This is a genomic window from Lactobacillus selangorensis (assembly GCF_001437205.1).
Classification (GTDB): domain Bacteria; phylum Bacillota; class Bacilli; order Lactobacillales; family Lactobacillaceae; genus Paralactobacillus; species Paralactobacillus selangorensis.
Genome location: NZ_JQAZ01000012.1, coordinates 1 through 21,200 on the forward strand (window position 1 = coordinate 1; position 21,200 = coordinate 21,200).

The following is a 21,200-nucleotide window of genomic DNA, read 5'->3' on the forward strand; positions in this document are numbered from 1 at the left end:
CATATTGTTTAAATAAAAACGAATCAGCTTCTTGATTGCTGTTTTATCAACTTTCATATTTACATTCCATATTGTTTAAATAAAAACGCGTTTTAAACGCGGTCCCAATTCCAGAGATTACTTTATTTACATTCCATATTGTTTAAATAAAAACAGAATGAAATTCGATTATGTTCTCGACTTAGTAGGATTTACATTCCATATTGTTTAAATAAAAACTTTCTTGCTTTCAGATGATGAAGAATCAATGCTTGATTTACATTCCATATTGTTTAAATAAAAACCAGATCGGTTCCCCCGTCGCCCCAAACTGTGACAGAATTTACATTCCATATTGTTTAAATAAAAACCCTATCGTAGTGCCGAGAAAGCTCTGCAAGAGTTATTTTACATTCCATATTGTTTAAATAAAAACATTTCTCCGTCCGCTCCGGCAATTGCTGTATAGATATTTACATTCCATATTGTTTAAATAAAAACTGCACCTTTAATATCCCCTATTATATCAGACTTTAATCACTAATAATTGTCGATCGCAAAATTTAAGCAGCGCTTTCTTAACCAAAATAGATGTCAAAACACACTAATATTGATCTGGCAGTCTTAAAGCTATCTGTCGATTTCCTGTTGTTTTAACTGCATTACCGATCGACAGTTCCTAATCTTTCCATACCGAATTAAAACCAAATTCAACCCCATAAAAAAGGACCCTCCGCAACCGGAGGGTCCTTTCATTGGGTTCTTTAAATTAAGCTTTTAAGTTTTCGTGGTCTTCTTTTGAAAGGCGTTCGTTCAACTTGTTGGTTAATTCTTCATAACCAGGACGGCCTAACAAAGCAAACATGTTCTTCTTGTAAGCTTCAACACCTGGCTGGTTGAATGGATTGATGCCATTCAAGTAACCAGATACAGCAACGGCTGCTTCGAAGAAGTAAATCATGTAGCCTAATGTGTAGGCAGATTGATCAGGAATCTTAACAGTCATGACAGGAACACCACCATCGTTATGGGCAATGACAACGCCTTGGTAAGCTTTGTCGTTGACATAATTCATGGTCTTGCCCTGCAAGTATTCGAGGCCATCCAAGTTGTCAGATTCGGACGGAATTGTGACATCATGATTTGGCTTTTCAACCTTCACAACGGTTTCGAACAAGTTGCGACGGCCTTCCTGAATGTATTGGCCTAATGAGTGCAAATCTGTGGTGAAGTTTGCGGATGATGGGTAGATACCCTTCTGATCCTTACCTTCGGATTCACCCATCAATTGCTTCCACCATTCTGAGAAGTATTGTAAGGTTGGTTCGTAGTTTTCAAGTAATTCGGTTGTGTAGCCTTTACGGTACAAAATGTTGCGCAACGCAGCATATTGATAAGCTTCGTTTTCATTCAACTTGTCTGAACTGTATTGAACACGGGCATCTTCGGCACCCTTCATCAATTGATCGACATCCCCACCGGCAACGGCAATTGGCAACAAACCAACAGCTGTCAAGACGGAGAAACGACCACCGACATCATCGGGAATGACAAATTCTTCGTAACCTTCAGCATCGGCTTCGGACTTCAAAGCGCCCTTAGCACGGTCAGTTGTAGCGAAGATACGTTCGCGTGCGCCTTCCTTGCCATACTTCTTAATCAGCTTTTCCTTGAGGACACGGAAAGCAATTGAAGGTTCAGTTGTTGTCCCTGACTTGGAAATGATGTTGATCGAGAAATCTTTATCGCCGATCTGTTCAACTAAATCATGCAAGTATGAACCGCTGATGGAGTTCCCAGCAAAGAAAATCTGCGGAACTTTACGATCTGGGGCCATATTATAGAAAGTACTGCTGAGAAAATCGATGGCTGCACGTGCACCCAAGTAAGAACCGCCAATCCCAATTGCAACGAATACTTCTGAGTTGCCTTGGATTTTTGCGGCGGCCTTCTTGATCCGTGCAAATTCGTTTTTATCGTAGTCACGTGGTAAGTTCAAGAAACCACGGAAATCAGCACCTGCACCTGTTCCCTGACGAACTTCTTGATCTGCAGCTGTGACCATGGCTTGCATCTCGCCGAGTTCATTCTTATGAACGAACATCTTAAGACTGGATGAATCAAATGAAATCTGTGCCATTTATAATACTTCCTCCCATTTAATTTACACTAACACACAATTTAACTTTAGTCGGTTTTCGCAAAAAATGCAATCGTTTTAAAAGAATTTTCATTTGTGACCGATAACATTTAAATAAAGCAACGTTAAGCACTGGTAAAAGAGGCACTCATCGGTGTAAAAAGCCGCAGTGCGCACTTATTTCGATAGCTGCTGATACTTCGCAATCGCCGCCGAAACAAGCTGATTTTCAGAAACGAGAAACGGTTCTAAAGCATGAATATTCTTCAAATTAAAATGCAGCTGTCCTTCGCCGACATTGCCCCGATGCTGACCCTTTGAAAACCCCAGATCATGATTGGCAATTTCCTGACTGTTGAAGACCCAGTACTTGAAGCCGTCGACAAATGTTCCCACTAATATGAAAACATCGGCCATAGCCGGTTTAATCTGCTGAAAGTTCCAATCAAATTTGCGGCCGCTGGTTTCATCCCCTAAATACATTGCTCGCGTGACGATCGTCGACAAATCCTGCTTGCCCTGTTTGGAAAAAGCGGCTCGAGTCGCCTTAATCTCGACTTTGATCTTTACAGCGTCTGTTTTGATAAACGCGTCGAACGACCCGTTCGCTTCTGGATCAGCCGAATCATGGGCCGATTCAAAGCGACTGTCTTTCGCAATCAGACGGGGATCGATTAGTTCCTCGCCAAAACTGCGGGGGCCCAGCAGAAAATACTTTAAATTTTCATTTTCGGTTGAATACTGCTGCTCAAGCTGCTGATAGCTCTCATACGTCAACTCATCATGACTAAGCAGGTAGGCCAGTAAATCACTGCCCTTCGCAAACGGCGGCACTCCTTTAAATTTCTGATTTGCTAAATCTTGAAACAACTGTTGTGCCTGCTGGTCGTTTGTTTGGGCGACCAACTTTTCCAATTCATCCTTCAAATGCATCTTTATCCAGCACTCCTTTAATCCGGTTGATTTCTGGCTCGGTCAATTCATAAAAACGAAACCATTCGGCATCAATATCCGCCTGAGCTTGTTTCTCGGCCAATGAGTTCGGCGCCGTTGCCAATAACGCTGCTACAAGTTTTTCCAGTCTAGCCCGTTCCGCCGCATCCAATTCCGGCAACCACAATGCCTGCAGGTCACCCTTCAAAATTTTCGGGCTCGCAAACTTTAGTTGATAGACATAATTTAGCGGCGCCCCATTCAAACAAGCAAGCACCGTTTTCACACTATGTGTCGGTACATCCGGAATCAACACATTGGCACTATTCAGCGGCAGCCGGCCCTGATCATCATAAGAAAACGTCAGCCGACTGCTGATAAACTTGTACAATAATTTTTCCGATGCCCGATATAAAGTATCCGGCGCCACTTGCTGAAAGGCATCGCGATGGTAAACGATTGCCTTGGTCAACGGTGCAAGCCGATACGGCCGCAGCTCTTTGCCGGTGATTAACGGTTCCGAATCCGTCGTCGCAGTCGCCAGAACATATTTTTTATTGTTGCCGGTAACGATGCCCAAGCCCCATTGACTGTTTTGTAAGGTCAAATGACCCTTGTACCGCAGTTTGGTGATAATCTGCTGATCAAAGTCTGTCTGCGGCAGCAGATTGTAATGCGTCGCCTGTAAAAAGTCGGCTTGTTGGGTCGCAATCACTTTGGTTTGTTTTCGAAACTGAATCTGGTGTTCTGCCGGCATTTGCTGTTTGAGATGCAGACAAATCACATCGGAAAAAACACCCGTAAATAAATGGTCGAGCAGGACAATCTGTTCAATCGTCGTCTGTGTCAGTACCAAACGCCGAATATCGGCGTGGCTAGCCACATTCAAAAAGGAAATCGGCAGCATAAACGTCAGCGTTCCGCCGGCAACGACCTTTTGCAAGCCAAATTCAAGAAAATAGGCAAATGAATCGGCTTTCGGCGCTAAAAACGACTTTTGCCGATTGACCGCAAATTTTTTAGCTCCCCAAGGCGGATTGCCAAGCACATGGCCGAACTGCAATGGTAGTTTTTCCAGGCCGGCACCAGTCAGAAAATCGGCCACATAGATGTGGGGATAAGTTGCTGCATTCGGGACCCGTAATAACAAGTTGGCAATACACAGCAAGACTGCAATCCGGTCTGTATCCGTTCCGTACAGATGGTCCAGCGGCACCCCTGCTTGTGCAAGCGGTACTAAAAACGCCCCCGAGCCGCATGCCGGATCTAAATAAGTCTCCGTTTGATTAGGTGCTAACCGCTGTACCACTTTGTCCGTCACAAAAGCCGGCGTGTAGTACAGCCCATTTTTATTACGAGTTCCTTCTGTCCGGCCCGTCTGATACAAAGCACCCAATAAATCGGGTTCTTCCGGCATAAAATCAAATAATGCCTCAGCTGGCAAGGTATCATTTACACCAACAGCTTGTTTAAAGCGGGCCTGATGCTCAGGTGTAATTTGCTGGGCTGCCAAGACCGCATGCAAGGCCAATTTCAAGATAAACGTGTCAAAATCTGGTTCATGCTGCTGGCCCCAATCCAGAAGCGCCGTGATTCGTTCAGCACTCTCTGCCTGCCGCAAATACTTCTTAGGAATATTTTTCAGCGTCGATTCTGTTTTATTGGCGCGCTTCGTCAGCTGATGTCCATTTTTCCCGAGCCGTTTCCAGTTCTGCTGCGTGGCCTTCGAAATGATTCGTTTGGCTGTCATTTATTCACCTTCTTTATTGTTAATATAAGCAATATTAATGATAAATACAATTCAAAAAAAACGGCGCCGTTTTGAACGGTACCGTGATAGTTTATATAGGTAGTTATGCTTTCATGATTCCTAACAGGACCCCGCCGGCAATGACTAACAAACAGCCGCTGACGACGTACACCATTTCCCGTTTGGTTTTCTTTTCACCTAATAAGTAAATGGAACCGAGTGTGGAAATAATGATTCCCATCTGTGAGAGCGAGTAACTGGTAGCTAAGCCCACTTTCGGAATAGACATCAGCATGGCAACGTTCCCGACGCCCCAGAATAACCCTGTGACGATATTCTTAAAGGTGAACTTGCTGGTGTAGGCTTCATGTCCATAAGCAAAGCCTGCCGCCCCAATAATCATTCCAATCGACTGCGGCAAAACAAAATCGACCGTTGAAATCCCGTATTTATGCTGGCCGAAGTCCACGACAATCGTATACAGCACGTAGCCTAACGTCGAAATCAGCAAAGCACTGATCCCCTTGCGGACATCATTTTCGGCCGTCTGGTAATTTTTCTTATGTGGATCTTCACGAGAAGTCAATGTTGCGCCCAAAACTAAGACGAGCAATGCAATGGTCCCTAATGTATAGTCGCGCCCAGAAGTCCATTCATGAAATAAAATGGCACCGGCCAAGGTGTTCCCAACCAGCTGCATCCCCGTCGACATTGGAACGGCTCGGGAAACCCCCATATTTTTCATCGCTTGGAATTGCTGGCTCTGGCCCAACGCCCAGAACAAACCAGATAAAATTCCGATAATCCAAGTAACTGTGTTTAAAGTCGGATGTAAAACGAAATAAGTCCCGAACCCGAAGATCAAGGCGCCGATCGTCATCCCTAATGTTTGCTGATAGGCATTGCCGCCTAATTTCCCGCTGACAAGCCCGATTGATCCCCAAGCGATCGCAGGAATCAAGGCAATTAAAATACTCATGTCTTCCTCTCTTTTCTCTCTATAAAGTAATACTGGGTCAACTGTTATTTTTTCATTAAAGCGCATTCATGGAACGTCTAAAAAATAAAGTTCCTTTCCGAAAATAAAAAGCCCTATTATGCCGGTAGTGCTTTCATTTATCAGCGGAATAACGAAATAAGTTAACACGTGATAAGCTATTCTATCAGAAAAAGAATTGAGTATGCAACCGTTTTTTTTAGTTTTTTTGTCGGCGTCAATGAAAAAGGCGATCAGGTCACGGTCTATGCCAATTTAAGGACGCTAAATTTTTTGCAAAATTTGAGCAAATCAAGTGGTCAAAAAGATGTTTTCAAAAACTTGCTAAAAAAAAAGAAGACGATTACAATGTGTTTGTATATTGAAAAACTCATTGGAGGGATTTTCACATGGCAAAAAAACGCATCTCACGTGGTAAATTTGATAAATTAAATCAATTATCAAATGACAAAGGTGTTATTGCTGCTTTAGCGATCGACCAACGTGGTTCTATGAAGAAGATCATGAAGGCTGCTGATGAAAAAGCTGGCAAGGAATACAACATTGAACAGGTTTATGAATTCAAGGAACTCGTTTCTCAAGAATTGACCAAGTATGTTTCCGCCATCTTAACCGATGAAGAACTTGGCTTCAAAGCTATGAAAGCTAAGGATCCGAGTGCCGGTTTGATTCTTTCCTACGAAAAGACTGGCTACGATGTCAACACCAAGGGCCGTTACCCAGAATTGCTGCAAAACGAAAGCATGCAACGCTTACTCGCTAAGGGTGCCGATGCTGCTAAAGTTTTGGTTTACTACAACCCTAACGATCCTGACGAAATCAATGACATCAAGCATGCCTTCTTGGAACGCATCGGTGATGAAGGCTTAGCAGCTGATATTCCGTTGTTCGTTGAAATCGTTACTTACGATGACAGTATTCCGGATGTAAAGAGCGCCGAATATGCAAAGGAAAAGCCTGAATTGGTTATCAACGCCATGAAAGACTTCAACAAGCCTAACTATCATATCGATGTCATCAAGGCTGAAGTTCCAGTTAACTTCGCCATGGTTGAAGGATATGCTAAAGACGGCGTTAAACCAGTTTACAGCCAAGACGAAGCTGCTAAAATCTTCGCAAGCGTAAACGACGTGGTTGATCGTCCATTCATCTATCTCTCAGCTGGTGTTCCGGCTGAAGAATTCCGTGATGAATTGATCTTCGCCGGCAAGTCAGGCAACCACTTCTCAGGTATCTTAGGCGGCCGTGCAACATGGTTAGACGGTGTCCAAGTATATGCTGACAAGGGCCGTGATGGTTTGATCAACTGGTTGGATACACAAGGCAAGGAAAACGTTGAAGAACTCAACAACATCCTTGACAAGTATGCAACTCCTTGGGAAGACGTTTACGGCGGTGCTGACAACATCGAAGTCTTTGACAAGCAAGTCATGACAGACTAATTAACATGTCATTGAAAAGTCCCTCGTTTGAGGGGCTTTTTTTGACGTCAAAATAAAACGAGACCCGACGTTCGTCAGATCTCGTTTTATTGGTAAAGTACCTTTTATCACGGTGATGCTATTTTTTAGAAAATTTTCGATACAGCCAATACCCGACGGCAGCTCCGATCGTATTGAAAATCAAATCGTCAACATCCGCTACACCAGTATTGATGAAAAATTGCAGTGTTTCGATCGACAATGATAAACAAGCGCCCAGAAAAATAGTCTGAATGGCGCCCCGCCGTTTGTCCTGCTTAAGACGTGGGAAAAGAAACCCAAACGGAACGAACCAGACAATATTGCCGAATAAATTATAGAAGAAATCGAGTTTGGATTTGCCCTGCCATAATTTCAGTGTTTCTCTTAAGGGAATGGTATTGATCTGCCAGAGCTGCTGATGCTGGCTCCAATCGATCTGCCATGGAAAATAAATTCCCCGAAAGACAGTGAGCGTAAAAAGCAGCAGTAAGTAGATGACAAAAACGGCTAAAAGCAGTTCATGTTTAAAGGAAAAAGCGTGTTTTTGGCGGCCACGTATGATCCACCACAAGCCCCGCAGGACACAGTACACCAAAAAATAGAATAGCGTCTTATCAAGACTATAAAAAATAAGTCGAATCAATGGAAAATGATTGATCCGGGTCGCATATGTCTGTGCGACTTGTTGATAAAGTGGATTTAAAAAGATCATTGGCAGCCCCTGCTTTCTTCCTGTCTATCATAGCAAATAATTCGCCTGATTAACGACTATTTACTATTTTCTTAATGGTTTATTAACGGCTGTCTCTTTTCTTAAGGAAGCGTTAAACCCCTTGGCCAGTATTTGCGCAACATCAAGGGGCGCGGTAGAATAGAATGGATTAGAATGAATTCTAAATTTCGAAAACACCGTTCATCCGGTGAAAGGAAGCTATTTATGAAACGTCTGAAAGGCATGCGCTTGCCTCAAAGTCGGACCGGCTTTTTGATTCTGCTGGTGATCCTGTTCTGCATCAAAACGATCATTGCCTACTATCTGGACTTCACACTTGGTGTGTCCGATCCGCTGCAATGGGTCATTTTATGGATCAATCCGATCGCGACCACGCTTTTTTTATTGAGCTTTGCAATGTACATCAAGCGGCCCTGGGTCTCGTACATCACCCTGCTGCTGATTTTCACCGCCAATACGGCCCTCTTGTACTTTAACGTGATCTATTATCGCCAGTTTACCGATTTTCTGACGATCAATACCATCATGGGCTATGACAAAGTTTCAGCCGGACTCGGAAAAAGTACCCTATCCTTATTCCTGCCGCACGATATTATCTACTGGCTCGATATTCCCGTTCTGCTGTTTTTACTGTTCCATAAGAATATTAAAGTCGATACACGCCCTTACTCCAATTTAAAGGCGTTCAGTCTGACCTCATTGTCAGTCGCACTGTTTGGGATCAACCTGTCGGTCAGTGAAATGAACCGGCCGCAGCTGCTGACTCGGACGTTCGACCGCAACTATATCGTCAAATATTTGGGAATCGACGCCTTTACGGCTTATGATGCGATTAAAACGGCCCGCAACAGTCAGGTACGCGCCCAAGCGAATAGTTCCGATATGGATAATGTCCTTAGTTTCGTCAAACAGCACCATGCTGCCGCCAATCCCAAGTATTATGGCGTTGCGAAAGGCAAAAACGTCATCATCATCCATCTGGAAAGTTTCCAGCAGTTCTTGATCGATGACAAAGTCGACGGCCAAGAAGTGACGCCGTTCTTGAACAGTCTCTACCACAGCAAGAATACCTTGGCCTTTTCGAATTTCTTCCATCAAGTCGGTCAAGGGAAGACCAGTGATGCTGAAAATATGCTTGAAACCGGTGTTTATGGTTTGCCGCAAGGCTCTGTCTTCTCATCCCTTGGTTCGGACAACACCTTCCAAGGCGCACCGGCCATTCTCAATCAGACCGCTGGTTATTCCAGTGCCGTCTTCCATGGCAATATCGGCACCTTCTGGAATCGGAATAATGTCTACAAGAACTTAGGCTACCAGTACTTCTTCGATTCCAGCTACTTCGATACTTCGCAAGGCACGACTTTGGAATATGGCCTGAAGGATAAACTGCTGTTTGCCGAGTCGACGAAATACCTCGAACAATTGCAGCAGCCCTTCTATGCCAAATTTATCACTGTTACCAACCATTATCCGTTCCCATTGACAAAGACGGATAGTACCTTTCCGAACGTCGGTACGAGTGATTCGGCCATCAACGGCTACTTCCAGACGGCACATTATCTCGATCAAGCCGTCCATGAATTCTTCAATTATCTGAAAGCTTCCGGCTTGTATGATAATTCGATTATCATTCTCTATGGCGATCACTATGGATTATCAAACTCTGAAAACACAACCTTGGCCCCATTATTAGGCAAAGATCCGGATACATGGACCAACTTCGATAATGCCCAGCTGCAGCGTGTTCCTTACATGATTCACATGAAAGGCCTCAAGGGCGGCATTCAGAACCAGTACGGCGGTGAGATTGACGCTCTGCCGACCTTAATGCACTTGCTTGGCATTGACGATTCGAACTACATCCATTTCGGAACCGACCTTTTATCCAAACAACATGATCAGGTCGTTGCCTTCCGAAATAACAACTTCGTTACCCCGAAGTACACTGTTCTAGGCGACACTGTCTATGACAATGCAACTGGCAAGGCAATCACGCCGGACAAGATGACACAGGCGACGCTCGACAAAGATCAGAAGAAGGTCGATAAGGAACTGTCGCTGTCCGATACGGTCAACAACAAGAATCTGCTGCGCTTCTACACGCCGGCCGGTTTCAAGCCAGTCAATCCAAGCGATTATAACTATCAGGATGGGTATCAGAAACTGGTACAACTCCGGAAGAGTCTGGGCAACAAGTCGACGAGTTTGTATTCAAAGAATGGCAACAAGTCGACGACCAAGCTGTACAAGACAGATGCGGCCGAACTGCAAGGCGATAAAAAGAGTGACATTACCACCGTCCCAAGCAGCAGCGAAACCGATGATGCTGATAACAGCAGCTCGATTCTAAGCAGCTCCAGCAGCAGTTCTTCGACCACGGATAATAATAATAATTGATGAAATAGATCCGTTGCAAAACGGGTCTTTTTTGGTGCAATCTGCCTGCTTAAATGCAAACAGATTGCTGATATGACACGACTTTATTTTTTCAGACGTCTTTCCTGAATATTTGCTAATAAATTCACATTTTGTTCAAAAATGGGCTCTATACTCATTATTAAAGAGGTGAAAAGGTGTGCGTTTTTTGGAACGAGCTGTGGCGAGTCTTCTCTACCACCGTAAATTTGCGTTAGGAATTGTTTTGTGGAGTTTCCTCTTCCTGAGCGGCACGTTGTATCTGAGTACGATGATCGTACTGGAACGACAATCATTAAATCAGCTTGACAGCCGGTTCTACCAGCTGCCGACACAGACCCATCAGCATGCAGTACAGCTGCTTGGACCAATGCAGAAAGTGCATCGGCAGCTGATTCAGCATTATGAATTCGGATTGCTGCTTTTCATCGGCATTTGTGCCCTCGTTTTTCTGCTTTTTATTGCGATCTATCTCCGTTCGCGTCGTAAGGAATTCCGCATCTATCGCTTTGCGGGCAAGAGCAACGCTTTTATCGGCCGCCAGTTTATGGGGGAAACCCTGCTGACTTTCGTCCTTGCGTTCATCTTTTTCTTCCTACTGACTCTCTTATTTTCAAAATCATTACTTTCAATGTTTCAAAATCTCAACCAGCAGGCCTTTATGCAGGCACTAAATCAAATCAATATTTCCCGAACAAATTTTAACCGCCTGCTTCGTGAAATTTTCCAGGCCCGTTTAACACCCTTTAACGGCAACACTTTATTATTCGGTCCTGGACAAGATCCGGATCAATTTTTCCAATTTCCATCTCTGCTAGCGACTTACGGCGGACTGGGCGGCCTCTTTATTGCCGCAGCCAGCTGGTGCTCAGCATGGCTGGCCAGCCGTATCTGGCAGCACTCTATTCAGAAACGAGGTTGAGCGAATGCTTTTTAAACCAAAACAGGCTTCCTCATTCATGCTTGAATTTCAGCATCTGTTCGATCAAGCCACCTTATATTTCATCTACACACCCGACCAAGAAACGGCCACTGCAACATTTCAATATTATTTCGACCGGCTCCATGATGAACAAAATAAAACAACGCATCCATTGGGTTTCATCTCTCAAGAACTCGATCTCGTTCTGCCGTATCTGTCGGCCCGTGACAATATTTTTTGGGAAGATTCCTTCAAAAATGAGCATCAGCAGAAGTTTCGCATCCGTCCTTATGATCCGCTCACGGATGAACGCTTTCTAAGCACCATGGGACGTGATTTAACCCGTCAGCAGCGTTTCTACGTCCAATTATACCGAAACTTGATTGCCCGTCGGAAACTGCTGATTATGGACAACCTGCTGGATGGTGAATCGGTGGCGCACATTCGTGAATCGCTGACGCTGTTCCGTGAAATGACGCAACAATTAGGCGTGACCATGGTTCTCTTAACTACCAACCGTGAATTGATTGATGGCAATCCAGCAACCAGTTTTCGCACCATTCCTTTTTACCAACCTAAACCAAAGCCGTTGACAAATCCAATCGGCACACTCAAAAAGGCATCGGAATAAAATCCGCTGCCTTTTCTTGTGGCTATTTTTTAAATACGTTTCAAACAACTTTATTTAGTGAACTTTCCCCTGAATCCAAAAACCTGGATTCACCGTTAAATTCCGACTAAACTGCTGTTATTAAACGTTGTTTGTCTATTTAATGGCTGGTTCACGGCTGCCAAGGCGAACTTTCTTAACCCCTTTGTGGCTGTTGCCGGCTTTGGATTCGTTGAAGCCAAACATCCAGGTCAAAACGAAGGAAACGGCTAAGGCAGATAAGGATGCAATCCAGAAGCCCCAGAAGCTGCTGTCGAGCCCCTTTGGATTGATAAAGGATGCAAACCCGATGAACGAACCAGCGAAGCCCCACATATTGACATGGAGCAAACCAGTTAAGAAACCACCAACGGCACCGCCGATGCTGGCTGTGACGAAGCACTTGCCGTACTTCAAGTTGATCCCGTACATCGCAGGTTCAGTAATGCCTGAGAAGGCGGACAAGGTTGATGCACCGGCTAATTGCTTGAGTTTCTGGTCATGCGTCTTGAAGAAGACGGCCAAAACGGCACCAGACTGAGCAACCATTGTCGCAGAAATAATCGCATTGATCATACTGTGGCCGGTTGTAGCGATCTGACTGGCAACAATCGGAATAACGGCCCAGTGCAATCCGAAGATAACCAAGCACTGGTAGAACCCGCCGATGATCAAACCGGAGATGGCTGGACTTGCTTTGTAGACGGCAACTAAGCCATCGGCAATTCCGGCACTGATCAAACTGATGACTGGTCCGACAATAATCAAAACGGCTGCGGAAACTAAGAAGACTTCAAGCAGCGGGTTGACAATCATGCTGACAGAAGCAGAAATGTGTTTCTTAAGCCATGGTTCCAAGACACTGGCCATCCAAGCGGCCGCAATCATTGGAAAGATTGAATACGTGTAACTCGCAACATGGAGCGGAATACCGAAGAAAGTGGCATTCATGCCGACCCCAAAGACAATATTGCCGGTAGTTGCTGACAACTTGATGATTGTTGGATAAGCTAACACACCACCAATAACGGCAACGATGATCTGATTCGCCCCAAGCCGTTTAGCAGCTGTGAAGCCAACGAGAATCGGCAGGAAGTAGAAGGTTGCGTCCCCCATCGCATTGATAATCGTATACGTGGTACTCGTGGCTGAGATCCACTTGAACGAAGTTGCCAATGACAGGAATCCTTTCAAAATCCCGGCGGCAGCCAACAAACCGATAATCGGCATCATTGAAGCGGTGATGACCCCAATCAGTGAACTTAAGTAAAACCCAATCTTCGGGAAGAAGCCCTTTGGCGCCTTCCGTTTTGGTGCAGCGGCTTGCTGCGACTGATCGCCGAAACCAGGCCCTAATTGTTTGACAACGGCATCATAAACATCTGCGACCCCTGGTCCGATTACGACCTGATACTGACCGCCGGCTTTAGCAACATCGATGACGCCATCGAGATTCTTGATGGCATCATCGTTTGCTTTATTATCATCCTTCAAATAAAAACGAACACGGGTGATACAGTGAATGACACTCGACACATTTTCAGGACCGCCGACATCTTTGACGATTTGTTTAGCTAATTCGTCGTACTTGCCCTCACCCTTCTTGGGTTTGGTGCTGACTTTTTCATCAGTGGCGGCTGCCATCGCATCTTTCAAAGTAACCGTGGCAACAGCCTCTCCAGCTGTCACATCGCCTTGTTTGGCCTCCAATTTATCGACGACATCTTTGGTGTTGGTAATGACAGTCATGACGTCGGTACTTTTACCAGCCTTTTTGATCATGTCGATGTCCATCGTTCCGATCGGCTGTCCTTCTGTAACGGCATCGCCTTCCTTAATGGAAATCGTAAACGGCGCACCATTCATCTCGACGGTATCGATCCCAAGATGGACCAGTACTTCCATCCCGTCATCGGTCCGGAAGCCGATTGCATGCTTCGTGCCGGCAACCAGTTCAACACTCCCTGTGACTGGTGCGACCACCTTCGTATCCGTCGGTTGAATCCCAAAACCGTCCCCAATCATCTTTTTTGCGAAGGTCGGATCGGCGACTTCCGTGATATCAATTGCTTTCCCCGTAATGGGTGCATACAAAGTTGCTGTCTTAGCCATTGGATATCCCTCCTTCAAATGTTTCCAATGTTTCTAATTCCGTTCGCGTCTAGCAAAATCGACAAATCGAAACTGATCGGCACGATGTCGTGATTCGTTGAATTCAATCACACGTGCATCCGTCAAACTAGTTACCCCACGAATAACCACGACCACATCCTGTGAATGTAAATTTAACAATTGCTGATCTTCTTTAGTGGCCGTTTCAACCGTGATTTGCCGTTTTGCATAGGCAATCTGCAAATGGCAGTCGTGTTCAAAATAATGAAATAATGATTTTTCGGCTTCACCAGCTGGCACGTCCGGACACACTGATTTTAAAACATAATTGCGATCAATGATCACAGGACGCTCATCTAAATAACGCAGCCGGCATAAATAGGTCACTGGGGCCTGCCGAAAATCGGTATTCAAGCTGTCAAACACAAAATCAGGTAAAGCAGCATCCCGCCGTTCCAGCAGCCTGGTCTGAACAGCTAAATCGGCCTTTTGTGAAATTTCAGCGTAACTCATCAATTTTGACGCTGGTAAATCACTTCGCTGTGTTCCGATGACCATTGAGCCCTTTCCCTTGAGCTTCTGGATCAGCCCGCTGATTGTTAATTCATTCAAGACCTTCCGGATGGTCTCGCGTGAAACACCGTACAGCTGGGCGAGCCGGTTCTCACTCGGCAGAAAATCACCGATCTGATACACATCATTGTTGATTTTGCTGAGCAAGTCGGCATGAATCATGGGTGCTTTGCTTTGCAAGATGTCACCTTCTTTGCATTTTATTAAGCACTTACAGAAGTCATTGTAAAACATGTCTAGACAAGTGTCAAGGCAAAAGCTTTCCCACAAGAATAAGTTTTTTTAAACCTGTCTAGACATGATTCTATCAAAAAAAGCCCGCTACACAATTCATGTAGCGGGCTTGCAGCTAATTCGAACTATTCGTCTGTCGCTTCCGATTGCTTCCGATCATCAGACGCTGTTTCTTCCGCCTTGTCTGGGAACGTCAAGGTAAAGGTTGTCCCTTGGCCTTCCTGACTCTGGACATCGATCGTGCCGCCATGCTGCTGAACCAGCTGGTGAACGATCGCAAGGCCTAACCCAGATTCGCCATACTTGGTATTCTTACGTGATGGATCAGCTTTGTAATAGCGGTCCCAAATATTTTTGACCTGGTCTTCGGTCATCCCGATTCCGTTGTCAGCAACTGCGAATTTGGTTTCCTGATAGCCACGTTCAATCGTAGCCGTAATCTGACCATTTTGAGTAAACTGCAACGCATTCTGCAAAATGTTGAAGAGAATCTGCACAAACCGGTCGTAATCAGCATACACCGGTACATCCGCATCGGCTTGCAGTGTCATCGTATCGTTCTGTGCTTTCGCTTTATTCTTCAGCTGTACAAAAGATATTGCGCACGGCTTCAGTCGCATTAAACGTCTTCTCATGCAGCGGAATCTGATTGGTCCGAATCTTTTCATAATCCAGATTTTCATTGACAAGCCGGATCAAACGATTCGTTTCGTTGCGCATCAGTTCGATGCTCTTACCCCGCATGTCTTCTGGAATGGCATCATAGGCCAATCCTTCCAGCAAACCGTTAATAGTCGTCAATGGCGTCCTCATTTCATGGGCCGCATCGGCCATAAACTGCTTGCGCCGTTCTTCCTGGCGCTTGATTTCGTCCCGCTGGTCGCCCAACGATTGAGTCATTTCATTAAAATCGGCGGCCAAATCGTCAATTTCATCGCCGCCCTCTTTTTGCGGAACAGCAACATCGAAGTCACCCTGAGCGACTTGATGCGCCGCACTACGCAATTTATCAATCCGGCGGGTTTGATAACGCGCCAGAATGTAGCTCAGGATAATTGCCACGATTACCGAAATAATCAGGGCAATCACAAGGTTGTGTTCGATTTGCTGGATGTTGGCTTGGACATTTTCGACATTCGCACCGACCAAAATCACAAATAGTAACTTATTATTGTAAAAAACAGGTTTCAGAATGACTGTCTGCGGCTTCCGATCAGCCGCATTTCGCTCCCGAGACCGTTGCAGCATCGGCAAACGTAATACCTGTCCTTTTTTCAGTTTTTTCCAAGAAGCGGCCGGTAAATTTGTATTGGCATCCGTCTGCGGATAGATCTGCTGGTTTTTGGCATTGAAAAACGAAAAGTGCACATTCTGTTTGCTGAGAATGTCTTCGCTGTTCTGAATAAACTCATAGGTAATCGCCGGTTCGCCGCCAGATACTTTGGCCGTACTGAAGGCCCGTTTCTGCAAGATATCTGCATAGCCTTCCAGCTGTGTCCATGTGTTGTTATAGACCATCCGTGATGTGTATTGGATAAAAGAAAAGCTGACAATCGCCAGTGCCACTACAATGACACCAAAAAATGCCAGCATATACCGATAAATCAGTTTCATTGAGCCGTCACACTCGAATCATCGAATTTGTAGCCGACCCCCCACACTGTTTGGATAATCTGTGGGCCGACCTTTTCAATCTTCTGACGCAGTTTTTTAATGTGGGCATCAACGGTCCGTTCACCACCATAGTATTGATAATCCCAGACCTGTTCGAGCAATTGTTCCCGTGAAAAGACCTGCTTCGGATTTTGCGCCAACGTCTTCAGCAACGCAAATTCCTTCGGTGTCAATCCTTCAATCGCTTTGCCATCTAAATAAGCCTCACGCGTTTTCGTACTCAGCTTAAAGTGCGGCGTGACCACATCAAAGTCGCCATTGTCCTGCTGCGTTTCTGGTTCTTCCAATTCAGCCCGCCGATGCAAAGCCTTCATCCGGGCAATCAGTGTAATCGGGCTAAACGGCTTCGTCACATAATCATCGGCCCCTAATTCAAGTCCCAAAACTTGATCGCTTTCGGAATCACGGGCTGTCAGCATAATCAAGGCCACTGTCGAGGATACTTTCCGAATTTGTTTGGCAACTTCCATTCCATCAATCCCGGTCAGATTCAAGTCCAAGGTGATGATATCCCAGCTATCGGGATCACTATTAAACATCTCTAACGCTTCATTTCCGTCATAAGCAAAGTGGGCATCCCAATTCTCCTTCTGGAAGAACATACTCATCATTTCAGAGACAGATTTATTATCTTCAATCATTAAAATTTTCATTGGGTTTACATCTCCACTCCTTCCCATTTATTATACGGTATTTTGTTTAAAACTACCTTAAGGACGCGGTATTTTCAAAATTCACTTTTCAGCTAACCGTACCACAAAAACGTTAAAAAAACGACCCCCAACCGAGTCGTTTTTGAGAAACTATTTAATTTCATTCAGCGCCGTTTCAATCGGTAAATCGCCACTGTGCATCAGAATAACCTGATGATACGTATTCGGCCGCTGTAATACGGCAACGAGGACAGCCGTCACATCCGCAATCGGATTAGCGCCACCTTCTTCAACATTGACCGCAATCTTACCAGTTGGTGCATCAGTCGTCAATGTGCCTGGCTGGATAATCGTATAATTTAGCTTACTGTCGGCCACTAACCAGTGGTCGGCAAAGAATTTGGCAACATTGTAATCCTGAATATCGGCAATCCCCGGCGTATCCCAACGGTCGGGCTGCAACGCAAATAAGGAGCTCAGCATAATGAACCGCTGAATGCCATTTTGCTGTGCCGCCTGCATCGCCTTTACAGCCCCGAAAGCATCCGTCTGTAAGAGATCTTTTCCTCTTGAACCCGCCACAAAGTAAATCGCATCGACTTGACCAATCTGCTTGGCCAGCTCAGAAACTGAAGCATGGAGATCTAAGACAACATTGGTGACATGAACCTGATCCGTTGCCTGAGGATGCCGTGAACCAGCCAAAACATCATGTCCTGCCTGCACCAACTGCGCTACTAATGCCTGCCCGACACGGCCGCTTGCACCAATTACGAAAATTTTCATCTAAATGCCTCCTCAAAAATGCTAAATAACGAAGTGATTAACGTCAGTATACACGTTTTGTTTACTTTTTGAAAGTGGATTTTGATAAAGAATCAGTGCCATTTCAGGAGGAAATCCAGTGGTAGAACCGCTGCTTTTCACTAAACTAAAGGCACGCTTACAATAGACAACTACTTCGATATTATCAACCTCAACTAGTGTCGATTCATACGATGAAGTCATTTCAATGGATAAAAAATACTCGAACTGATAAGGGATTCTTAAATAAGTAAGACATCTCTTCAGCTACAGAATTTTTAGGGGGCAAGCCTTTAAAAACATTCAGGTGAAAAACGAATCACATGCTTCTCCACCCAGATTATTTTTATCACCATTATTCAAATGGTCTTATTCACCGTTATATACACTAAACGATCATTGTCATTTAATTTCCAGTCGCTAGGATCCTGTCCCTTTGGATAAATATCACTGTCTGCAAGCATCGTGATAATCACATCTTTTGCCCAATAAACGGCATCTGAAAAGGTATCTCCCTGTGTCACCATCCCTGGAATATTAGGTGAAGTCACAGTATAGTAATGGCCATCATCATTAAACTCACTGATAATAACTGGATATACGAATGTATTCATCGTTTGTTTGAAAATGCCAAATTTTCCGTTTCACTTTTGAATGACATTTTCATCCTCTTTTTAAAAAAATTTTGACCGCGTTTCAAATCCGGAACCAATGACAATGCAAAATCAATGCAAAAAGTTGTGGAATTCTCAAAAATTGTTGAAAAATAGCCCCAAAATAAACTCTTTTTCAAAAGCTGATTTAACAACACTCATAGAAGATTCAAAGATGTTTTTGAACATTTAAAACAATCGGCCACCCAAACCAAATTATGGTCTGCGTCACACACATGACAGTTACCTTCTGGCTAAAGGTGTCGAGCTGAAATATGTTTCCGTTCGATTCGGACACGATAATATCGACAATCCATATGCATATGTGAAATCGGCTTAAGAAGTCTGAAACAGCAAAGGCGGTGAAAGTTTTATGAAGTTACTAACCAAACGCAACTGCTGTACACCATGTGGGACAATGGATACAGGCGTTTCAAAAAAACTTTTACTAACCAAAAACAGCCTAAAACGGGCCAAAATAGCAAAGTGGTTAGTAGTGGTTAGTAAAGTATCAATTTACTATCGTTTATTCGCGTGTACAAAAAAACGAGAATGCCGATATAACAGCATTCTCGTTCACTTACGTTTACACATTTCCCTAAGAAAATGCTATATGATACCGCTGATCGGGGTCGAACCGATACTCCCTCAACGGGAACTGGATTTTGAGTCCAGCGCGTCTGCCAATTCCGCCACAGCGGCATAATCGCCAAATATAATTATCAGTTTATCTGTGAAGTGCCTTTGATGAAAAACACTCAAAGGCGGTAACCGGATTTGAACCGGTGATTAAGGTTTTGCAGACCTCTGCCTTACCACTTGGCTATACCGCCATAAATAGGATCAAATCCTGTTCACAATTAAATTGAATTGGGATAGCTGGATTCGAACCAGCGCATAAAGGAGTCAAAGTCCTTTGCCTTACCACTTGGCTATATCCCAATAAAAGGGCGGATTGTGGGAATCGAACCCACGCGTGCCGGAGCCACAATCCGGTGCGTTAACCACTTCGCCAAATCCGCCATATCAATAAAAGCAGGGATAGTAGGAGTTGAACCCACATCTGCGGTTTTGGAGACCGACATTCTACCATTGAACTATATCCCTATAAAATAAATGGAGGAGATAGGATTCGAACCTATGAACCCGAAGGAGCGGATTTACAGTCCGCCGCGTTTAGCCTCTTCGCTACTCCTCCATAAATGGCGCGGGACAGAATCGAACTGCCGACACATGGAGCTTCAATCCATTGCTCTACCAACTGAGCTACCGAGCCATTGCCATTTGTTACAAACGGTCCTAACCGGACTTGAACCGGTGATCTCCTGCGTGACAGGCAGGCGTGATAACCAACTACACCATAGGACCATTCAATTGCGGGGGCCGGATTTGAACCAACGACCTTTGGGTTATGAGCCCAACGAGCTACCAGACTGCTCCACCCCGCGATAATATTATTAAATTGTCAAAGGAGAATGTGGGATTCGAACCCACGCGTGATTTTACTCACCTAGCGGTTTTCAAGACCGCCCCCTTCAGCCACTTGGGTAATTCTCCATGGTTGATTAAATGACCCGAACGGGATTTGAACCCATGTTACCGCCGTGAAAGGGCAGTGTCTTAACCACTTGACCATCGGGCCACAAACGGAGACTGAGAGATTCGAACTCTCGCACGGTATAGCCCGTCTACACCCTTAGCAGGGGCGCCTCTTCAGCCACTTGAGTAAGTCTCCATATTGATAAGGTAAAGCAATGGGCCTAGGTGGACTTGAACCACCGACCTCACGCTTATCAGGCGTGCGCTCTAACCAACTGAGCTATAGGCCCATAATAACACATAATAAACTGTTACAAAAGCGGGTGACGAGAATCGGACTCGCGACTACAGCTTGGAAGGCTGTCGTTTTACCACTAAACTACACCCGCATATTTGCAAATGTAATGGCGCGGGACAGAATCGAACTGCCGACACAGGGAGCTTCAATCCCTTGCTCTACCGACTGAGCTACCGAGCCATTAGTGTTAACGGTCCTAACCGGACTTGAACCGGTGATCTCCTGCGTGACAGGCAGGCGTGATAACCAACTACACCATAGGACCATTGTAATTGCGGGGGCTGGATTTGAACCAACGACCTTTGGGTTATGAGCCCAACGAGCTACCAGACTGCTCCACCCCGCGATAACAATATAAATTTTAATGTCCACCACCGATGGACCTTGTAGGGCTCGAACCTACGACCCGACGGTTATGAGCCGTCTGCTCTAACCAACTGAGCTAAAGGTCCAAGCACAAGTGTATCGCGGCGGGGGGGATCGAACCCTCGACCTCCCGGGTATGAACCGGACGCTCTAGCCAGCTGAGCTACACCGCGATAATACATATTTAGTTAAAAATGAGATTCAAAATCTCAATCGGGAAAACAGGATTCGAACCTGCGACCCCCTGGTCCCAAACCAGGTGCTCTACCAAGCTGAGCTATTTCCCGATAAATGCACCCAGTAGGAGTCGAAC

Annotated in this window: 14 protein-coding genes, 20 tRNA genes, 1 pseudogene and 1 CRISPR repeat array; of the genes and pseudogenes, 4 read left to right on the top strand and 31 right to left on the bottom strand. The window is 45.0% G+C overall.

Features of this window, described 5'->3' with window-relative positions:
• Nucleotides 1-58: 58 nt before the first annotated feature.
• A CRISPR array of direct repeats spans nt 59-480; the repeat unit is 29 nt; unit sequence TTTACATTCCATATTGTTTAAATAAAAAC.
• 268 nt (nt 481-748) lie between these two features.
• The 4 genes from IV40_RS10180 to IV40_RS10195 form a co-directional block, all read right to left on the bottom strand.
• The gene (locus IV40_RS10180) at nt 749-2,119 is read right to left on the bottom strand and encodes a glucose-6-phosphate isomerase (RefSeq protein ID WP_057771244.1); all 1,371 of its coding nucleotides are present in this window, start codon (nt 2,117-2,119) and stop codon (nt 749-751) included.
• Between the two features lie 177 nt (nt 2,120-2,296).
• Nucleotides 2,297-3,052, bottom strand: a complete 756-nt coding sequence (locus tag IV40_RS10185) for a hypothetical protein (RefSeq protein ID WP_057771246.1) — start codon at nt 3,050-3,052, stop codon at nt 2,297-2,299.
• A complete protein-coding gene (locus IV40_RS10190) occupies nt 3,036-4,802 on the bottom strand; it encodes an N-6 DNA methylase family protein (RefSeq protein ID WP_057771249.1) in 1,767 nt (588 codons plus the stop codon). The genes IV40_RS10185 and IV40_RS10190 overlap by 17 nt, the downstream gene beginning before the upstream one ends.
• 103 nt (nt 4,803-4,905) lie before the next feature.
• Nucleotides 4,906-5,781 carry a GRP family sugar transporter gene (locus tag IV40_RS10195; protein WP_057771251.1) on the bottom strand — a complete coding sequence of 292 codons (876 nt, stop codon included), beginning with the start codon at nt 5,779-5,781 and terminating at the stop codon, nt 4,906-4,908.
• A gap of 407 nt (nt 5,782-6,188) precedes the next feature.
• Between IV40_RS10195 and IV40_RS10200 the strand changes: the two genes are divergently transcribed.
• On the top strand, nt 6,189-7,241 hold the full coding sequence (locus IV40_RS10200; RefSeq protein WP_057771253.1) for a tagatose 1,6-diphosphate aldolase: 1,053 nt from the start codon (nt 6,189-6,191) through the stop codon (nt 7,239-7,241).
• Between the two features lie 118 nt (nt 7,242-7,359).
• Here IV40_RS10200 and IV40_RS10205 read toward each other — a convergent pair whose 3' ends face one another.
• On the bottom strand, nt 7,360-7,974 hold the full coding sequence (locus IV40_RS10205) for a VanZ family protein (RefSeq protein ID WP_057771255.1): 615 nt from the start codon (nt 7,972-7,974) through the stop codon (nt 7,360-7,362).
• Between the two features lie 225 nt (nt 7,975-8,199).
• Between IV40_RS10205 and IV40_RS10210 the strand changes: the two genes are divergently transcribed.
• The 3 genes from IV40_RS10210 (at nt 8,200) to IV40_RS10220 (ending at nt 11,963) form a co-directional block, all read left to right on the top strand.
• Nucleotides 8,200-10,392 carry an LTA synthase family protein gene (locus IV40_RS10210; protein ID WP_057771257.1) on the top strand — a complete coding sequence of 731 codons (2,193 nt, stop codon included), beginning with the start codon at nt 8,200-8,202 and terminating at the stop codon, nt 10,390-10,392.
• A 178-nt stretch (nt 10,393-10,570) separates the two neighbouring features.
• The gene (locus tag IV40_RS10215; RefSeq protein ID WP_057771259.1) at nt 10,571-11,332 is read left to right on the top strand and encodes an FtsX-like permease family protein; all 762 of its coding nucleotides are present in this window, start codon (nt 10,571-10,573) and stop codon (nt 11,330-11,332) included.
• A 4-nt stretch (nt 11,333-11,336) separates the two neighbouring features.
• Nucleotides 11,337-11,963, top strand: coding sequence for a P-loop NTPase family protein (locus tag IV40_RS10220; RefSeq protein ID WP_057771261.1), 627 nt, complete (start codon nt 11,337-11,339; stop codon nt 11,961-11,963).
• Nucleotides 11,964-12,098: 135 nt separating this feature from the next.
• Here IV40_RS10220 and IV40_RS10225 read toward each other — a convergent pair whose 3' ends face one another.
• The 26 genes and pseudogenes from IV40_RS10225 to IV40_RS10355 all read right to left on the bottom strand — a co-directional run bounded on the left by IV40_RS10225 (nt 12,099) and on the right by IV40_RS10355 (nt 21,174).
• Entirely contained in the window at nt 12,099-14,093 is a 1,995-nt protein-coding gene (locus IV40_RS10225; RefSeq protein ID WP_057771263.1) for a PTS sugar transporter subunit IIABC, read from the bottom strand.
• Nucleotides 14,094-14,126: 33 nt separating this feature from the next.
• Nucleotides 14,127-14,846 (bottom strand): trehalose operon repressor, encoded by a 720-nt coding sequence (treR, locus tag IV40_RS10230; RefSeq protein ID WP_057771265.1) that lies wholly within the window; start codon nt 14,844-14,846, stop codon nt 14,127-14,129.
• Nucleotides 14,847-15,025: 179 nt separating this feature from the next.
• Nucleotides 15,026-16,514: pseudogene (locus tag IV40_RS10235) on the bottom strand (ATP-binding protein).
• Complete coding sequence (locus IV40_RS10240) at nt 16,511-17,227, bottom strand: response regulator transcription factor (RefSeq protein ID WP_057771268.1); 717 nt, start codon at nt 17,225-17,227, stop codon at nt 16,511-16,513. The pseudogene IV40_RS10235 and the gene IV40_RS10240 overlap by 4 nt, the downstream one beginning before the upstream one ends.
• A 150-nt stretch (nt 17,228-17,377) precedes the next feature.
• On the bottom strand, nt 17,378-18,013 hold the full coding sequence (locus tag IV40_RS10245) for an SDR family oxidoreductase (RefSeq protein ID WP_057771270.1): 636 nt from the start codon (nt 18,011-18,013) through the stop codon (nt 17,378-17,380).
• Between the two features lie 377 nt (nt 18,014-18,390).
• Entirely contained in the window at nt 18,391-18,645 is a 255-nt protein-coding gene (locus IV40_RS10250) for a type II toxin-antitoxin system HicB family antitoxin (protein WP_082617817.1), read from the bottom strand.
• 656 nt (nt 18,646-19,301) lie between these two features.
• Nucleotides 19,302-19,386 (bottom strand) — tRNA-Leu (locus tag IV40_RS10260).
• A 60-nt stretch (nt 19,387-19,446) separates the two neighbouring features.
• Nucleotides 19,447-19,517, bottom strand: a tRNA-Cys gene (locus IV40_RS10265).
• Nucleotides 19,518-19,554: 37 nt separating this feature from the next.
• A tRNA-Gln gene (locus IV40_RS10270) sits at nt 19,555-19,626 on the bottom strand.
• Between the two features lie 7 nt (nt 19,627-19,633).
• Nucleotides 19,634-19,706 (bottom strand) — tRNA-His (locus IV40_RS10275).
• A 14-nt stretch (nt 19,707-19,720) separates the two neighbouring features.
• Nucleotides 19,721-19,791: transfer RNA gene (locus IV40_RS10280), tRNA-Trp, on the bottom strand.
• A gap of 10 nt (nt 19,792-19,801) precedes the next feature.
• Nucleotides 19,802-19,882, bottom strand: a tRNA-Tyr gene (locus IV40_RS10285).
• Between the two features lie 5 nt (nt 19,883-19,887).
• Nucleotides 19,888-19,960: transfer RNA gene (locus IV40_RS10290), tRNA-Phe, on the bottom strand.
• An 18-nt stretch (nt 19,961-19,978) separates the two neighbouring features.
• Nucleotides 19,979-20,052, bottom strand: a tRNA-Asp gene (locus tag IV40_RS10295).
• Nucleotides 20,053-20,058: 6 nt separating this feature from the next.
• Nucleotides 20,059-20,132, bottom strand: a tRNA-Met gene (locus tag IV40_RS10300).
• 21 nt (nt 20,133-20,153) lie between these two features.
• Nucleotides 20,154-20,241, bottom strand: a tRNA-Ser gene (locus tag IV40_RS10305).
• Nucleotides 20,242-20,254: 13 nt separating this feature from the next.
• A tRNA-Glu gene (locus IV40_RS10310) sits at nt 20,255-20,326 on the bottom strand.
• Nucleotides 20,327-20,331: 5 nt separating this feature from the next.
• A tRNA-Ser gene (locus tag IV40_RS10315) sits at nt 20,332-20,419 on the bottom strand.
• Nucleotides 20,420-20,439: 20 nt separating this feature from the next.
• A tRNA-Ile gene (locus tag IV40_RS10320) sits at nt 20,440-20,513 on the bottom strand.
• Nucleotides 20,514-20,541: 28 nt separating this feature from the next.
• A tRNA-Gly gene (locus tag IV40_RS10325) sits at nt 20,542-20,612 on the bottom strand.
• A 16-nt stretch (nt 20,613-20,628) separates the two neighbouring features.
• A tRNA-Phe gene (locus IV40_RS10330) sits at nt 20,629-20,701 on the bottom strand.
• Nucleotides 20,702-20,712: 11 nt separating this feature from the next.
• Nucleotides 20,713-20,786, bottom strand: a tRNA-Asp gene (locus tag IV40_RS10335).
• A 7-nt stretch (nt 20,787-20,793) separates the two neighbouring features.
• Nucleotides 20,794-20,867 (bottom strand) — tRNA-Met (locus IV40_RS10340).
• Between the two features lie 32 nt (nt 20,868-20,899).
• Nucleotides 20,900-20,973, bottom strand: a tRNA-Ile gene (locus IV40_RS10345).
• A 13-nt stretch (nt 20,974-20,986) separates the two neighbouring features.
• Nucleotides 20,987-21,060 (bottom strand) — tRNA-Met (locus tag IV40_RS10350).
• A gap of 40 nt (nt 21,061-21,100) precedes the next feature.
• A tRNA-Pro gene (locus IV40_RS10355) sits at nt 21,101-21,174 on the bottom strand.
• Nucleotides 21,175-21,200 lie beyond the last annotated feature (26 nt).

Coding starts and splice junctions, on each gene's coding strand:
- IV40_RS10180 (WP_057771244.1), bottom strand. CDS start 2,119: ATGGCACAGATTTCATTTGATTCATCCAGTCTTAAGATGTTCGTTCAT.
- IV40_RS10185 (WP_057771246.1), bottom strand. CDS start 3,052: ATGCATTTGAAGGATGAATTGGAAAAGTTGGTCGCCCAAACAAACGAC.
- IV40_RS10190 (WP_057771249.1), bottom strand. CDS start 4,802: ATGACAGCCAAACGAATCATTTCGAAGGCCACGCAGCAGAACTGGAAA.
- IV40_RS10195 (WP_057771251.1), bottom strand. CDS start 5,781: ATGAGTATTTTAATTGCCTTGATTCCTGCGATCGCTTGGGGATCAATC.
- IV40_RS10200 (WP_057771253.1), top strand. CDS start 6,189: ATGGCAAAAAAACGCATCTCACGTGGTAAATTTGATAAATTAAATCAA.
- IV40_RS10205 (WP_057771255.1), bottom strand. CDS start 7,974: ATGATCTTTTTAAATCCACTTTATCAACAAGTCGCACAGACATATGCG.
- IV40_RS10210 (WP_057771257.1), top strand. CDS start 8,200: ATGAAACGTCTGAAAGGCATGCGCTTGCCTCAAAGTCGGACCGGCTTT.
- IV40_RS10220 (WP_057771261.1), top strand. CDS start 11,337: ATGCTTTTTAAACCAAAACAGGCTTCCTCATTCATGCTTGAATTTCAG.
- IV40_RS10225 (WP_057771263.1), bottom strand. CDS start 14,093: ATGGCTAAGACAGCAACTTTGTATGCACCCATTACGGGGAAAGCAATT.
- IV40_RS10240 (WP_057771268.1), bottom strand. CDS start 17,227: ATGAAAATTTTAATGATTGAAGATAATAAATCTGTCTCTGAAATGATG.
- IV40_RS10245 (WP_057771270.1), bottom strand. CDS start 18,013: ATGAAAATTTTCGTAATTGGTGCAAGCGGCCGTGTCGGGCAGGCATTA.
- IV40_RS10250 (WP_082617817.1), bottom strand. CDS start 18,645: ATGAATACATTCGTATATCCAGTTATTATCAGTGAGTTTAATGATGAT.